This is a genomic window from Qipengyuania sp. SS22, from assembly GCF_025736935.1.
Lineage (GTDB): Bacteria > Pseudomonadota > Alphaproteobacteria > Sphingomonadales > Sphingomonadaceae > Qipengyuania.
The window spans coordinates 2,100,822-2,116,048 of record NZ_CP107048.1; the positions used below are offsets into that span (position 1 = coordinate 2,100,822).

Here is a 15,227-nt window from a genome sequence, read left to right on the forward strand (position 1 = left end):
GGTGACTGCCCCGGGGAACGCCAAGGTTGCGATTGTCATGGGCAGCCAGTCCGACTGGGACACCATGACCTGCGCCGCCGAAGTGCTCGGCGAGCTCGGCGTCGCCACCGATGTCCGCATCGTCTCCGCGCATCGCACGCCCGAGCGGATGTATGACTTCGCCAAGGGCGCGGCTGCCGCGGGCTTCGAAGTTATCATCGCGGGTGCCGGCGGAGCCGCACACCTGCCCGGCATGATCGCCGCGCTGACGCATGTTCCCGTGCTCGGTGTACCGGTCCAGTCGCGGGCGCTGTCGGGCGAGGACAGCCTGCTGTCGATCGTACAGATGCCGGCCGGGGTCCCCGTGGGAACGCTGGCGATCGGCAAGGCCGGTGCCACCAATGCAGGCCTGTTTGCTGCGGCGATCCTCGCCAATCATGACGCCGACCTGTCGCAGCGGCTGCAGGACTGGCGCGCGGCGCGCAGTGCGGCGGTGACCGAGCGTCCCGTCGACTGATGCTGAAGCGCGGCGGTACGATCGGGATTCTCGGGGGCGGCCAGCTTGGCCGGATGATGGCCATGAGCGCGGCGCAACTGGGCTATCGCTGCATTGCCTATGCCCCCGAAGGCGACAATGTCGTGAGCCAGGTGTGCGACGATGTGTTCCACAACAAGTGGGACGACACCGCGGCGCTCGCCGCCTTTGCCGCGCAATGCGATGTGGTGACCTGGGAATTCGAGAATGTCCCCGTCCCGGCCGCGCAGGCCATGCCCGCCAGCCGCACCTTCCCCCATCCCCGCGCGCTTGAAACTGCCCAGGACCGGCTGGCCGAAAAGCGCTTCGTCGAAGACCTCGGCGGACGGCCCGCCGCGTATGCGCGGGTCGATTCGCGCGCCGACCTCGAAGCCGCGGTCGACCGGCTGGGGGTGCCCGGCATCCTCAAGACGCGGCGCGATGGCTATGACGGCAAGGGCCAGTGGCGGATCGGTTCGGACCGCGATGTCGCGGGGCTGAGCCTGCCCGAGACACCGCTGGTGTACGAAGCCTTCGTCGAGTTCAAAGCCGAGTTCTCGGTGATCCTCGTGCGCGCACAGGACGGCGCGATCAGCTTCTGGGATTCGCCGCGCAACAGCCATGAGGACGGGGTGCTCGCCACCTCGACGCTGCCCGCCGGCGAACCGATCGAGGCGCAGGTAGAACCGGCGCGCGAACTTGCCCGGCAGGTCGCCGATGCGCTCGAATATGTCGGCGTGCTGACGCTCGAATTCTTCGCCACGCGCGACGGACCGGTGTTCAACGAGATGGCCCCGCGGGTGCACAATTCAGGGCATTGGACGATCGAGGGCGCGGTCACGAGCCAGTTCGAAAATCACATCCGGGCAGTCGCCGGGCTGCCGCTGGGGGACACCGCAACGGCCGCGAAAACGGTCACCATGAGCAATATCGTGGGCAAGGACATAAAGGGGGCACACGGCCACCTGGAGACCGCCGACACGCACCTGCACGATTATGGCAAGGCCCAGGTTCGGGCGGGCCGCAAGATGGGCCATGTGACCCGGCTCGAACGGTGAGCCTGTTTCTGATCTATGCCCGCGCCGCCAACGGCTGCATCGGCCGCGACGGCGCGCTGCCGTGGCACCTGCCTGCCGACCTCAAGCGGTTCAAGGCACTGACCATGGGCAAGCCGATGATCATGGGCCGCAAGACCTTCGAGAGTCTGCCCGGTCTGCTGCCGGGACGCCGCCATATCGTACTGACCCGGCGCGAGCGGTGGGATTCGACTGGCGCCGAGGTCGTGCGCTCGGTCGAGGAAGCGCTGGCGCTGGCGGGTGGCGACGACGTTGCGGTAATCGGCGGGGCAGCGATCTTCGATGTGTTTGCCGCGCATGCCGACCGCATCGAACTGACCGAGATCCACGCCGATTTCGAGGGCGACACTTTCATGTCCGCGCCCGGCCCGGGATGGGAAATGGTTGGCCGCGAGGACTTCGGGGGCACCGACGAACACCCCGCCTATAGCTTCGTCACGCTGGAACGCGCAGCGTGAAGCGCAAGCTGTTCCTCGGCCTGACCGGAGTGGTTGTCCTTGCGCTGGCCGCTTTCTTCATCTTCGCCCCCGGCGTGGTCGAGCGGGGGATGAACCAGGTCGACGGCGAGCCGCTGATCGAAGTGTCGGACGAGGCCAAGGCTCTCCACGCGACACTCGCTATCGTCGACCTGCATTCGGATACACTCCTGTGGAAGCGCGACCTGCTCGAACGCGCGGGGCGCGGGCATGTCGACTTGCCTCGACTACGCGAAGGCAATGTCGCGCTGCAGGTCTTCTCGAGCGTGACCAAGACCCCCAAGGACCAGAATTACGACGCCAACGGCGCCGATAGCGACAATATCACCCTGCTCACCATCGCGCAGCTTCAGCCCATGCGCACCTGGAACAGCCTGCTCGAACGCTCGCTCTGGCATGCGCAGAAGCTCGAGACCGCGATCGAAGAGGGGCGCGGCGAGCTCTACCAGATATGGACGCCCGACGATGTCCGGCGGTTGATGCTCGCCCGCGAAGGCAAGGGTGGCCCCAGGCCGGTCGGCGCGCTGTTCAGCGCCGAAGGGCTGCAAAGCCTCGAGGGCGATCCCGACAATCTCGACACGCTCTACGACGCGGGGATGCGCATGGCGGGTCTCACCCATTTCTTCGACAACAAACTCGCCGGATCGATGCACGGGCTCGGCAAGGGCGGCCTTACGCCGATGGGCCGCGAGGTGATCGGCCGGATGGAGCGCATGGGGATGATCGTCGACATCGCGCATTGCAGTCACCAATGCGTTGCCGACGTGCTGGCGATGGCAAAACGCCCGGTCGTGTCGAGCCATGGCGGGGTGCAGGCAACCTGCAAGGTCAACCGCAACCTGACCGATGCCGAGCTCCGCGGCGTCGCGAAGACCGGCGGCGTGGTGGGGATTGGCTATTGGGACGGGGCGGTCTGCGACACCAGTCCGCGCTCGGCGGCGCAGGCGATGAAACATGTCCGCGACCTCGTCGGGATCGAACATGTCGCGCTGGGAAGCGATTACGACGGAGCCACGACAGTGCGTTTCGACACCGCGCACTTGCTCCAGGTAACGCAGGCGCTGCTCGACGAGGGCTTCACGCCCGACGAAATCCGGGCGACGATGGGCGGCAATGCACTGCGGGTCATCCGCGCCGGGCTGGTTCCACTGGAGAGCGCGGAATGAGGTTTCTCGACCACCGTGAACAGCTACCCGAAAGCCTGCGCGGCGCGGTCGTCGCGCTCGGCAATTTCGACGGCTTCCACCTCGGCCACCAGGCGGTGGCGGGTGAGGCGATCCGCTGGGCGCGCGAAGAGGGCCGCCCCTCGATCATCGCCACCTTCGATCCGCATCCAGTGCGCCATTTCAAGCCCGATGCACCGCCCTTCCGGCTGACCACGCTCGAACAGCGGCAGGAACTCTATCTCGCCGCTGGCGCGACGGCGATGCTGGTGTTCCATTTCGACGGCGAGCTGGCGGGTACGACGGCGGAGGATTTCGTGCACAAGCTGCTTGGCGACCATCTTGGCGTGGCCGGGGTCGTGACCGGCGAGGATTTCACGTTCGGCAAGGCGCGCGGCGGCAATTTCGACAAGCTTGTCAGCCTCGGCAAGGACAGCGGGATCGAAGCGCGCGCGGTGCCCCCGGTGATGGACCGGGGCGCAGCGGTGTCCTCCAGCCGCGTGCGCGATGCCCTGCGCGATGGCGACCCGCAGGAGGCCGCGCGGCTGCTGACCCGCCCCTTCGTGATCCGCGGCGTGGTCCAGCATGGCGACAAGCGCGGGCGCGAGATCGGCTATCCCACCGCCAACCTGCCGGTCGAACACTATCTGCGCCCGCGATACGGCATCTATGCGGTGACCGGCCGGGTGCTCGCTACCGGGCAGGAACTGAAGGGCGCGGCCAATATCGGCGTGCGGCCGCAGTTCGACCCGCCCAAGGAATTGCTCGAACCCTTTTTCTTCGACTTCTCCGGCGATCTTTACGGACAGGAGATCGAAGTAGCCTTCCACCATTTCTTGCGCGGCGAGGCCAAGTTCGACAGTCTCGATGGACTGATCGCGCAGATGGAGCGGGATTGCGACGAGGCGCGGCGGCTGCTGGCGTAGAGCGTCACCCCTGCGCAGGCAGGGGTCCAGCTGATCTCACCCTTACGCACTCCGCAAGCTTATCTGGGCCCCTGCCTGCGCAGGGGTGACGAAAGTCTTTATTGCGGAGCGGGTTTGGCCTAACGGCTCGCCTATATGTCCGAGAAGCGCGATTACAGAGACACGGTCTTCCTGCCCAAGACCGATTTCCCCATGAAGGCCGGCCTCCCCGCTAAGGAGCCGAAGATTGCCGCGCGCTGGGAGGAAGAGGGGCTGTACCGGCAGCTGCGCGAAGCGCGCGCCGGGCGTGAGACCTTCGTGCTGCACGACGGCCCGCCCTACGCCAATGGCGACATGCATATCGGGCACGCGCTCAACCACACGCTCAAGGACATGGTCTGCCGCACGCAGAACCTGCTGGGCAAGGACGCGCCCTATGTCCCCGGCTGGGATTGCCACGGCCTGCCGATCGAATGGAAGGTCGAGGAACAGTACCGCAAGAAGAAGCTCGACAAGAAAGCGGTCCCGCCCGCCGAATTCCGCGCCGAATGCCGCGCCTATGCCCAGAAATGGGTCGATGTGCAGCGCGAGCAATTGAAGCGGCTCGGCATCATGGGCGATTGGGACAATCCCTATCTGACCATGCAGTTCGACAGCGAGGCGACGATCGTCGCGGAGCTGATGAAATTCGCCGAGGCGGGCAATCTCTATCGCGGCTCGAAGCCGGTGATGTGGAGCCCGGTCGAGGAAACCGCGCTGGCCGAAGCCGAGGTCGAATATGAGGACATCACCTCGACCCAGATCGACGTGGCCTTCGAGATCACGGAATCAGCAATCCCGGAACTGGTCGGCGCACATGCGGTGATCTGGACGACCACGCCGTGGACGATCCCGGTGAATCAGGCTTTGGCCTATGGGCCGGAGATTGAATATGCGCTTATCGCTTGGCCGAACGCCAAATACCTTGTGGCTCGCGATCTTGCAGCCGAATTCATCAAGCGCATAACAACGGCCCCGAGTGGTCAACCCATAGAGCCGTGGCCTGAAGCCGACCAATGGGATGAGCGGGTAACGCTCATCCAAGGCTCCGAACTCGCCGGGACCGCCGCCCGCCACCCGATGCACCATCTCGGCGGGTTCTACGCCCGGCCCCGCCCCTTCCTCGCGGGCGACTTCGTCACCACCGACAGTGGTACGGGCCTCGTCCACATGTCACCCGACCATGGCGAGGACGACTTCCTGCTGTGCCGCGCCAATGGGCTCGAGCCAGTCTTCGCGGTCATGGCCGACGGGCGCTATCGCGACGACTGGGAATGGCTCGGCGCGGGCGATCTGGACGAGAACGGCAAGGAACGCCGCCGCAGCGTCATCAACAAGCCCTTTAACTCACCGGAAGGCCCGATCTGCAGCGACCTGCGCGAAGCAGGTGCGCTGCTGTCCGCGAGCGACGATTACCAGCATTCCTACCCGCATTCGTGGCGTTCGAAAGCCAAGGTCATCTATCGCTGCACGCCGCAGTGGTTCGTACCGATGGATAAGGAACTGGGCGGCGGCGGCACGCTGCGCAGCCGCGCCATGTCCGAGATCGAACGTGTGCGGTTCATCCCCGAAAAGGGCCGCCGCCGGATCGGCTCGATGGTCGAAGGCCGCCCCGACTGGGTGCTGAGCCGCCAGCGCGCCTGGGGCGTGCCGATCACGCTGTTCGTCAAGAACGGCACGGGCGACTATCTGCAGGACCCCGAGGTCAATGCACGCGTGATCGCCGCGGTGCGCGAGGACGGCGTCGATGCCTGGGACGAGGCGCGCAAGCCCGAGTTCCTCGGCGAGGCCTACAATCCCGACGATTACGAGATGGTCGGCGACATCCTCGACGTGTGGTTCGATTCGGGCTGCACCCACACCTTCGTGCTCGAAAGCGATCGCTGGCCGGCGCTGCAATGGCCCGCCGACCTCTATCTCGAAGGCAGCGACCAGCATCGCGGCTGGTTCCAGTCCAGCCTCCTCGAAAGCTGCGCCACGCGCGGCCGCGCGCCCTACGACCAAGTGCTGACGCACGGCTTCACCATGGCGAGCGACGGGCGCAAGATGTCGAAGAGCCTCGGCAATACGATCGATCCGCTCAAGGTCATGGAGCAATACGGCGCGGACATTATCCGGCTGTGGGCGCTCAGCGTCGATTCGACCGAGGACCACCGCATCGGTGACGAGATCCTCAAGGGCGCGGGTGACCAGTACCGCAAACTGCGCAACACCTTCCGCTATCTGCTCGGCGCGCTCGACGGCTTTGTCGGCGATATGGGCGATGTCGGCGAAGTGCCCGAACTCGAAGTCTATATCCTCGCGCTGCTCGCCGACCTCGATGGCAAGCTGCGCCACGCGGCGGAGAATTACGACTTCAACGCCTATACCCGCCTGCTGGTCGATTTCTGCAACGAGGATCTGTCGGCCTTCTACTTCGATATCCGCAAGGACGTGCTCTATTGCGACGGGCCCGATAGCGTGAAGCGCAACGCCTATCGCACCGTGCTCGACCTGCTGTTCCACGCGCTGGTCCGCTATACCGCCCCGGTGCTGGTGTTCACTGCCGAGGAGGTGTGGAGTACGCGCTATCCCGATGGCGGCAGCGTCCACCTGCTCGAATGGCCGCAAGTGCCGGGTGTGGCCGCCGACGGCGCGCGGTGGAACAAATTGCGCGAGCTGCGCGAGACCGTGATGGAAGCGATCGAGCCGCTGCGGCGCGACAAGGTCATCCGCTCAGGTCTGGAAGCCGATGTGGTGGTTCCCGCCGCGGCGGTACCCGAAGGCTTCAGCGATGCCGATCTGGCAGAACTGTTCATCACCGCGTCAGTCACGCGCGGCGATAGCGACACGGTGACGGTCACGCGGACAGATGAAAGCAAGTGCGGGCGCTGCTGGCGCCTGCTGCCCAGCGTCGAGGAAGATGGCGATTTGTGCGACCGCTGCGAAACCGCGGTCGCCGAGCTGGATGCCGTCGAATGACCCCGGTGCTGAAGAACCGCCTGATCGGCTGTGTGATCGCGTTGCTGATCTTCGTCATCGATCAGTGGAGCAAGAATTACGTCACCAAGACGCTCGGCATCGACCGGGTTGGCGAAGCGATGGAATTGCTGCCCATCTTCGACTTGCGCTTCACGCGCAATTTCGGCGTCTCGCTCGGCATGTTCGAAGCAACCTCGCCCGAAATGCGCTGGGGGCTGGTGCTGGTGACCGCGGTGATCGCGCTGGTGGTGACCCTATGGATGCTGCGCGAGAAACTGCTCGGCGATATCCTTGCACTATCGCTGATCCTCGGCGGGGCTTTGGGCAATATCAAGGACCGCTATGAACTCGGCTATGTCGTCGATTTCGCCGATCTGCATTTCGGCGATTTCCGCCCCTTCCTGATTTTCAATGTCGCCGACGCGGCTATCACCATCGGCGTAGTCATCGTCCTTGCACGTGCGTTCCTCATGCGCGACAAGGACGGCGAAGAGGTCGATGGCCTCATGAACACCAAGGCGGCCGACGCCGCGGAGAGCAAGTGATGAGTAAATTCGCCCGTATCGCCCTGATCGCCGGCCTCGGTGCCATGACCGCAGCCTGCGGTGGTGGCGGCCTGCTCAACCGTGACCGGCCCGACGAGTTTGCCGTGCAGCGCCAGGCGCCGCTGGTGGTTCCGCCCGATTTCAACCTCGTGCCCCCGCAGCCCGGCGCTCCGCGCCCGTCCGAGGGCAGCGCCGCATCGCAGACGCTCGAAGCGCTCTTCGGTGGCCCGCAGGCGCGTAGCAGCGTCGAAACCAGCATGCTCGAACGCGCCGGGGCAGCTGCTCCGGGCATCCGCAGCGCGGTTGGCGATCCCGCGACCGCAACCGTGGCCAAGGGCAGCGTAACCCGCGACATCATCGCCGCGCCCGAAGGCGACGGCGCCAGCGCCGCGGCGGTTATCCCAGGTTAGTTTTGATTATATTGGTTTAGCCTCATGCGCCGGCGGGCCCGTCCGGGCCCTTAGGCTATCCTCGCTCACACGCCCTGCGGGCGCGTCGCTGCGGGCGCGCGGTCGCGCTTGCCTCGCCTTTGGCTCGGATGGAGTGGAATGGCTTCCTCGTGCGAGTCCCGTCCGCGACCAGCGGACGGCAAGGGCGACCGCCCGCCCGCAGGGGCCCGGAGCGAAGCGGAGGAACAGCCCCGAAGACGCACCGACGGATGTCGGTGCGAAACACAAAAACTAAGCCCCGGGCTTTTCGCCCGCTTCGCCGCTCACCAGCAGCTTGTCGATCCGGCGGCCATCCATGTCGATCACCTCGAAGCGCCAGCCCTGGTCGGTGAAATAGTCACCTTCGCCCGGCAGCCGCTTGAGTACATGCAGCGCATAGCCCGCCGCGGTGCCGAATTCGCGGTCGCCGCCATATTCGATGCCCAGCCGGTCGGCTAGGACATCGGCGGAGAGCGAGCCCGAAACGAGTAACGACCCGTCGGCGCGCTCGACCACGCCGGGCGCATCGCCAGGGTCCTGATCGCTCGCGAAATCGCCGACCAGCGCGGTGAGCAAATCGACCGGCGTTATGATCCCGTCGAGATGGCCGTATTCATCATGGACCATCGCCAGCGCGACTTCGGCCTGCTGCAACACGCGCAAGGCATCGACCGCATCGAGCTGGTCGGGCACGACCTCGGCCTTGATCATCAGATCGGCAATCGTGACGGGCTGGTTGGCGATAAGGCGCGACAGGATATCGCGCACCTTGACCACGCCCAGCACCCGGTCGGGCGACCCTTCGGCCACGGGCAGCAGCGAGTGCGGACTGGCGTCGAGCACCGCGCGCACTGCCGCCTCGTCGGCAGCGATATCGATCCAGTCGACCTCGGTGCGCGGCGTCATCAGCTCGCGGACCGGGCGCTGCGCCAGCCGGACGACGCCCTGCAGCATCTGGTGCTGTTCGTGTTCGATAACGCCGCTGCGCGTGGCCTCGGCAAACAGCATATGCAGTTCTTCGGCAGTAACCGCGCTCTGGCCCGCGGGCCGCACGCCAAGCAGACGGATAAGCAGGCCCGACGATGCATCGAGCAGCCACACAAGTGGCGCAGCGACCTTGGCCAGCACCGCCATCGGCCGCGCCATGTAGATCGCGATCGGCACGGCGGCGCGCAGCGCGACCTGCTTGGGCACCAACTCACCGACCACCAGGCTGAGGTAGGTGGTCAGCGCGATCACGGTCGCGAATCCAGCCTGGGGCGCCCAGTCTGCAGGAACGCCGAGCGCGGCCAAGCGCTCGCCCACCGGTCCGCCGAGGCTGGCCCCCGAATAGGCACCCGCGATGATCCCGATCAGCGTGATGCCGATTTGTACGGTCGAGAGGAACTTGCCCGGCTCCGCCGCCAGCGTGAGCGCGATCTGCGCCCCGCGATTACCCTGCTGCGCAGCGGACCGCAGACGCGCGGTGCGCGCCGAGACGATGGCGAGTTCGCTCATGGCGAAAACGCCGTTGAGCACGATCAGCCCCGCGATGATCAGCAGGTCGGTCCAGGGAAAAGTTGTCACCCTCGCGTCGCTAGCACAAAAGCCCTGCGCTGCCAGCCTCGGATGACTTATCTTCCGGCGCGGTGGAACTGGCGGGTCGCTGGGAGGTTGGATGAACAGTGACGCGGGTTGGGCGCGTCCGGTATCACTCGCCCGGCAGCGATCCCGGACAGGGCCACCTGCCACCTCAGAGGAGGAGAATTACATGAACAAATCGCGCATTCTTACCGCCAGTCTGGCCGCCGTGTCCCTGATGACCGTGTCGGCCTGTGTCACCGACCCCAATACCGGCGAGAAGAAAATCTCGCGCACCGTGCTCGGCACGGCTGGCGGTGCTGTCGTGGGCGGATTGCTCGGCGGCGTCATCGGCGGCAAGACCGGACGCATTGTCGGGGCAGCAGCGGGCGGTGTCGCCGGCGGCGTGGTTGGCTACAAGATGGACCAGCAGGTCAAGGAACTGAAGGAACAGACCGCCGGCTCGGGTGTCGACGTGACCGAAACCGATGGCGGCGAGGCGATCCTCGTCAACCTGCCCGACGGCGTGACCTTCGCCACCGGCAGCTACACCATCTCGCCGGGGTTCCGCGATCTGCTCGACCGCGTGGCCAGCAGCCTGACGCAATATCCCAACAGCCTGGTCGACGTTTACGGGCATACCGATACCGTCGGTTCGGCCGATTCGAACCAGCGCCTGTCCGAACAGCGCGCGCAGGCCGTCGCCAATTACCTGACTTCGCGCGGGGTCAGTTCCTCACGCCTGCGCTGGATGGGCTTTGGCGAAACCCGGCTGAAGGTGGCAACCGCCGACAACGTCAACCAGCCGCTCAACCGCCGCGTTGAAATCAAGATCATCCCCTTCGACCAGCAGGACGTCGAAGCCGCACAGTCCCAAGGGATGTAAGGCCTCGGGCCCTTTGGAAGATCGCACGAACTGGGGGCCGGTTTCTGACCGGCCCCTTTTTCATGTCTGCGCGTGGAGCCGCTCTGCCAGACGCGCGACCGCAGCGGTGTGGATGTCGGGTGCACTGACCAGCACCCCGAAGGCGCGCGGATCGCGCTTGTTGTAATCGAGCTTGTTGCCATAGGCATCGCTCACTGCCGCGCCCGCTTCGCGCGCGATCATGCCCGCTGCGGCGATATCCCATTCGAACCCCCAGCGCACCGTCGCCACCAGATCGGCCTCGTCGGCAGCGACCATCGCGATGCGCAGCGCAATCGAATTGGGCTGGTCGACCGTGACCAGATCGGTATCGGTCTTGGGCAAGGCATGCGCCGGAACCCGCGACCCCGCGAATTCGCGCCGCATCGAAGCCGAGAGCGGCTGCCCGTTACGGAACGCGCCCTGCCCCGCGACTGCCCGCCAGGTTTCGCCGCGCGCAGGGGCGCAGAGCGTCCCGATCAGCGGGCGTCCGCCGCTGATGAGCGCGACCGATACCGCCCAGCCGGGACGGCCGCGAATGAAGTCGCGCGTCCCGTCGACTGGGTCCACCAGCCAGATCAGGTCATGCTCGAGACGGGCTGGATCGTCGGCGGTTTCTTCCGACAACCAGCCCGCCGACGGGAGCAGCGCGCCGAGTTCGCGCTTGAGAAAAGCATCGACCGCAAGGTCTGCCTCGCACACCGGATCGCCGGGCTTTTTCTCCCATGCATCCAGCGCGTTGCCAGCCCCCGGCCACAGGTCGTAGGCGATCCTCCCGGCTTCGGAGACGATGGATTCGAGGCGTTGGCTGTCGATCATGTGCGTGTGGCGCGGCCCTGCACCCGAATGCGGGCCTTTTCAAGCGCGCCCAGACATGCTTATGGCCGCTGCGACTCCCATTACCCCACGCGCATCACGCGAAGGACGACGCACTCCATGAACATTCACGAATATCAGGCCAAGGAACTGCTCGCTAAGTACGGTATCGGCATCCCCGCCGGTCATGCTGCGCTGACCGTCGAGGAAGCGGTCGCCGGTGCCAAGCAGCTGCCCGGACCGCTCTATGTCGTGAAGGCGCAGATCCATGCCGGTGGTCGCGGCAAGGGCAAGTTCAAGGAACTCGGCCCCGATGCCAAGGGCGGTGTCCGCCTGTCGACCAGCATCGAGGATGTCGAAGCCAACGCCAAGGACATGCTCGGCAATACGCTGGTGACCGTGCAGACCGGCGATGCGGGCAAGCAGGTCAACCGCCTCTATGTCACCGACGGCGTCGACATTGCCGAAGAATATTACCTGTCGATGCTCGTCGATCGCGCCACTGGCCGCGTTGCCCTGATCGTATCGACCGAAGGCGGGATGGATATCGAGGAAGTCGCGCATTCGACGCCCGAGAAAATCACCACCATCACCATCGACCCGGCGCAGGGCTTCATGCCGCACCACGGCCGCGCCGTGGCCTTCGCGCTGAAGCTGACCGGCGATCTCAACAAGCAGGCGCAGAAGCTGTCCAAGCAGCTTTATACCGCCTTCATGGATCTCGATTGCGAAATGCTCGAGATCAACCCGCTGGTCGAAACCAAGGACTCCAACCTCCTCGTGCTCGACACGAAGATGAGCTTCGACGGCAATGCGCTGTTCCGGCACAAGGATGTGGAAGCGCTGCGTGACGAAACCGAGGAAGACCCGGCCGAAGTCGAAGCGAGCGAATACGATCTCGCCTATATCAAGCTCGACGGCAACATTGGCTGCATGGTCAATGGCGCGGGTCTTGCCATGGCGACGATGGACATCATCAAGCTAAACGGCGCCTTCCCCGCCAACTTCCTCGACGTGGGCGGCGGCGCCACCACCGAGAAGGTCACCGCGGCGTTCAAGATCATCCTCAAGGACCCCGCGGTCGAGGGAATTCTGGTCAACATCTTCGGCGGCATCATGAAGTGCGACGTCATCGCCAATGGCATCGTCCAGGCGGCGAAGGACGTGAACCTCTCGGTTCCGCTGGTCGTGCGTCTCGAAGGCACCAATGTCGCGGAAGGCAAGTCCATCCTCGAGAATTCGGGCCTGCCGATCGTCAGTGCCGACGATCTGGGCGATGCCGCGAAGAAGATCGTGGCCGAGGTCAAGAAGGCGGCCTGATCGCTTCGACCGCTGCCGCGTAAGGTTTAGAAGGGCGGGCCCGGCAGGGTCCGCCCTTCGCATTTCCGGCGTCAGTCGTTGCGCCGGAAGCGGAACACCAGCTCTTCGACCGCGTCGCCTTCGCTCTTCATGCGCACGGCGACCACCATCCCGTCGTCGCCATCGCAGCGAAAGGTCAGTGCGCTGAAATAGGCCGCGCAATCCTCCACCGCGACCAGGCGGAAGCGCAGCATATCGTCCTTTTCCTCCCATCCGGTGAGGTCGGGATTGAAATGCTTGAGCTTGACGACGAGCGAGCCGTCTTCCTCGGTCAGATACATGTGCTCGGTGAACATGACCTCACCCTCGCCGGTTTCCTGAACGAAGGTCCCGACCATGGTTCCGCCGCTGGGCGGCAGCCAGCTTTCATGCGCGGTAGCGCCTGCGATACCCTCGCCCGACCAGTGACCGACCAGCCAGTCGAGCTGCTGGATCGCTGCTGGTGGGGGGACATGATGGTCTGCGGCGAGACGCGTTTCCTGGGCAACCACCGGTGCGGCGGCAAGCGCAGACACGGCCGTCAAAATCGTCCAGACGCGCATTGCCTTCCTCCCGTCGAGAGCGGCGAAACTAATCCCGCCGCCACCCATAGTAAAGATGAAGGCCAGCGCCGCTTGACCCACCCCGCGCATAGCGCAAGGGATTACGGTAAGCGTCGCATTCACCGCATCCGGCTTACTTGACGTTTACGTAAACGCGAGATAGGCGGGCGCCACAGATTCTATCGAGAGGAAGGTATCGCATGAAAATCCTCGTCCCCGTGAAACGGGTGATCGATTACAACGTCAAGCCGCGCGTCAAGGCCGACGGCTCGGGCGTCGACCTCGCCAACGTCAAGATGAGCATGAACCCCTTCGACGAAATTGCCGTCGAGGAAGCCATCCGCATCAAGGAAGCAGGCAAGGCGGAAGAGATCGTCGTCGTCAGCGTCGGTCCGGCAAAGGCGCAGGAAACGCTGCGCACCGCGCTCGCCATGGGCGCCGACCGCGCGATCTTGGTTGAAACCGATGACCAGGTCGAACCGCTCGCTGTCGCCAAGATCCTCCAGGCCATCGCCAAGGAAGAAGAACCCGGAATCGTAATGCTTGGCAAGCAGGCGATCGACGACGATTCGAACCAGACCGGCCAGATGCTCGCCGCACTGATGGGACGTCCCCAAGGCACCTTCGCCAATACGGTCGAGGTCGAGGGCGACAGCGTCACGGTAAAGCGTGAAGTCGATGGCGGTCTGCAGACGGTCAAGCTCACCATGCCCGCGATCGTCACCACCGACCTGCGTCTCAACGAGCCGCGTTATGCTTCGCTGCCCAACATCATGAAGGCGAAGAAGAAGCCGCTCGATACCAAGAGCCCGGCCGATTACGGCGTCGATACTGCGCCGCGCCTGACGACGACCAATGTTTCCGAACCGCCGGTCCGGCAGGCGGGTGAAAAGGTCGAGGACGTCGATGCACTCGTCGCCAAGATCAAGGCCCTCGGGATCGCCTGAGCCCGCCCGGACACGAAAGGAATAGACACATGAAAACTCTCGTCTGGGTCGAACACGATAACGCCCATGTCGCAGACGCCACGCTGGCCGCGGTAACCGCCGCGGGCAAGCTCGGCGAAGTCCACCTGCTGGTTGCCGGTGCGGGTTGCCGCGCGGTGGCCGAGGAAGCTGCCAAGATCGCCGGCGTGGGCAAGGTGCACCTTGCGGACGATGCCGCCTACGAACATACGCTGGCCGAGAACGTCGCCCCGCTGGTCGCCGATCTGATGGGCCATCACGATGCCTTCGTCGCGCCTTCCACCACGACCGGCAAGAACGTCGCTCCGCGCGTCGCCGCGCTGCTCGACGTGATGCAGGTATCGGACATTCTATCGGTCGAAGGCGACAAGACCTTTACCCGCCCGATCTATGCCGGCAACGCGATTGCGACGGTCGAATCGTCCGACGCCAAGCTGGTCGTCACCGTGCGCGGCACGGCCTTCGAAAAGGCCGCTGCCGAAGGCGGCTCGGCCGAGATCGAGGACGTTTCGGGTCCGACCGATGCGGGCATCTCGACCTTCGTCAGCGAGGAAATCGCCGAAAGCGATCGCCCCGAACTGACCAGCGCCAAGGTGATCGTCTCGGGCGGCCGTGCGCTGAAGGATTCGGAAACCTTCGAACAGGTCATCACCCCGCTCGCCGACAAGCTCGGTGCCGGAATCGGCGCGAGCCGCGCGGCAGTCGACGCGGGCTACGTCCCCAACGACTACCAGGTCGGCCAGACCGGCAAGATCGTCGCTCCCGAAGTCTATATTGCCATCGGTATCTCGGGCGCGATCCAGCACCTTGCGGGCATGAAGGATTCCAAGACCATTATCGCCATCAACAAGGACGAAGACGCCCCGATCTTCCAGGTCGCGGACATCGGCCTCGTGGCTGACCTGTTCAAGGCAGTGCCGGAACTGACCGACAAGCTCTGATTGAAAATCAACGCAAAATCGCTAACCCTCCCGACCACCATGTCGGGAGGGTTT

Annotated in this window: 15 protein-coding genes; 12 read left to right on the plus strand and 3 right to left on the minus strand. The window is 65.0% G+C overall.

All coding sequences use genetic code 11. From position 1 onward, the window contains the following. Nucleotide 1: 1 nt before the first annotated feature. From purE to N6L26_RS10520, 8 genes are all read left to right on the plus strand, one after another. Entirely contained in the window at nucleotides 2–496 is a 495-nt protein-coding gene (gene purE, locus N6L26_RS10485) for a 5-(carboxyamino)imidazole ribonucleotide mutase (RefSeq protein ID WP_263605519.1), read from the plus strand. Next, a complete protein-coding gene (locus N6L26_RS10490) occupies nucleotides 496–1,551 on the plus strand; it encodes a 5-(carboxyamino)imidazole ribonucleotide synthase (protein ID WP_263605520.1) in 1,056 nt (351 codons plus the stop codon). Before purE ends, N6L26_RS10490 begins: the two co-directional genes overlap by 1 nt. Continuing rightward, complete coding sequence (locus N6L26_RS10495) at nucleotides 1,548–2,027, plus strand: dihydrofolate reductase (protein WP_263605521.1); 480 nt, start codon at nucleotides 1,548–1,550, stop codon at nucleotides 2,025–2,027. Before N6L26_RS10490 ends, N6L26_RS10495 begins: the two co-directional genes overlap by 4 nt. After that, on the plus strand, nucleotides 2,024–3,211 hold the full coding sequence (locus tag N6L26_RS10500) for a dipeptidase (RefSeq protein ID WP_263605522.1): 1,188 nt from the start codon (nucleotides 2,024–2,026) through the stop codon (nucleotides 3,209–3,211). Before N6L26_RS10495 ends, N6L26_RS10500 begins: the two co-directional genes overlap by 4 nt. Continuing rightward, nucleotides 3,208–4,134 (plus strand): bifunctional riboflavin kinase/FAD synthetase, encoded by a 927-nt coding sequence (locus tag N6L26_RS10505; protein WP_263605523.1) that lies wholly within the window; start codon nucleotides 3,208–3,210, stop codon nucleotides 4,132–4,134. Before N6L26_RS10500 ends, N6L26_RS10505 begins: the two co-directional genes overlap by 4 nt. 135 nt (nucleotides 4,135–4,269) lie before the next feature. Beyond that, a complete protein-coding gene (gene ileS, locus N6L26_RS10510) occupies nucleotides 4,270–7,113 on the plus strand; it encodes an isoleucine--tRNA ligase (RefSeq protein WP_263605524.1) in 2,844 nt (947 codons plus the stop codon). Continuing rightward, nucleotides 7,110–7,658: a signal peptidase II gene (gene lspA, locus N6L26_RS10515; RefSeq protein WP_263605525.1), complete on the plus strand. Its 549-nt coding sequence runs from the start codon at nucleotides 7,110–7,112 to the stop codon at nucleotides 7,656–7,658. Before ileS ends, lspA begins: the two co-directional genes overlap by 4 nt. After that, entirely contained in the window at nucleotides 7,658–8,068 is a 411-nt protein-coding gene (locus tag N6L26_RS10520) for a DUF3035 domain-containing protein (protein ID WP_263605526.1), read from the plus strand. The genes lspA and N6L26_RS10520 overlap by 1 nt, the downstream gene beginning before the upstream one ends. A 270-nt stretch (nucleotides 8,069–8,338) precedes the next feature. Here N6L26_RS10520 and N6L26_RS10525 read toward each other — a convergent pair whose 3' ends face one another. Beyond that, on the minus strand, nucleotides 8,339–9,652 hold the full coding sequence (locus tag N6L26_RS10525; RefSeq protein WP_263605527.1) for a hemolysin family protein: 1,314 nt from the start codon (nucleotides 9,650–9,652) through the stop codon (nucleotides 8,339–8,341). A 184-nt stretch (nucleotides 9,653–9,836) separates the two neighbouring features. Here N6L26_RS10525 and N6L26_RS10530 point away from each other — a divergent pair, with 184 nt between their 5' ends. Next, nucleotides 9,837–10,532: an OmpA family protein gene (locus tag N6L26_RS10530; RefSeq protein ID WP_263605528.1), complete on the plus strand. Its 696-nt coding sequence runs from the start codon at nucleotides 9,837–9,839 to the stop codon at nucleotides 10,530–10,532. A gap of 60 nt (nucleotides 10,533–10,592) precedes the next feature. Here the strand turns inward: N6L26_RS10530 and N6L26_RS10535 are convergent, their stop codons facing one another. Then, a complete protein-coding gene (locus tag N6L26_RS10535) occupies nucleotides 10,593–11,369 on the minus strand; it encodes a 3'(2'),5'-bisphosphate nucleotidase CysQ (protein WP_263605529.1) in 777 nt (258 codons plus the stop codon). 117 nt (nucleotides 11,370–11,486) lie between these two features. Between N6L26_RS10535 and sucC the strand changes: the two genes are divergently transcribed. After that, entirely contained in the window at nucleotides 11,487–12,686 is a 1,200-nt protein-coding gene (sucC, locus tag N6L26_RS10540; RefSeq protein ID WP_263605530.1) for an ADP-forming succinate--CoA ligase subunit beta, read from the plus strand. 71 nt (nucleotides 12,687–12,757) lie between these two features. Here the strand turns inward: sucC and N6L26_RS10545 are convergent, their stop codons facing one another. Further along, complete coding sequence (locus N6L26_RS10545; RefSeq protein WP_263605531.1) at nucleotides 12,758–13,240, minus strand: DUF6265 family protein; 483 nt, start codon at nucleotides 13,238–13,240, stop codon at nucleotides 12,758–12,760. 227 nt (nucleotides 13,241–13,467) lie between these two features. Here N6L26_RS10545 and N6L26_RS10550 point away from each other — a divergent pair, with 227 nt between their 5' ends. Both N6L26_RS10550 and N6L26_RS10555 read left to right on the plus strand, forming a co-directional pair. Beyond that, on the plus strand, nucleotides 13,468–14,214 hold the full coding sequence (locus N6L26_RS10550) for an electron transfer flavoprotein subunit beta/FixA family protein (RefSeq protein WP_253520784.1): 747 nt from the start codon (nucleotides 13,468–13,470) through the stop codon (nucleotides 14,212–14,214). Between the two features lie 29 nt (nucleotides 14,215–14,243). After that, nucleotides 14,244–15,173 carry an electron transfer flavoprotein subunit alpha/FixB family protein gene (locus N6L26_RS10555; RefSeq protein ID WP_263605532.1) on the plus strand — a complete coding sequence of 310 codons (930 nt, stop codon included), beginning with the start codon at nucleotides 14,244–14,246 and terminating at the stop codon, nucleotides 15,171–15,173. The last annotated feature ends 54 nt before the right edge of the window (nucleotides 15,174–15,227 follow it).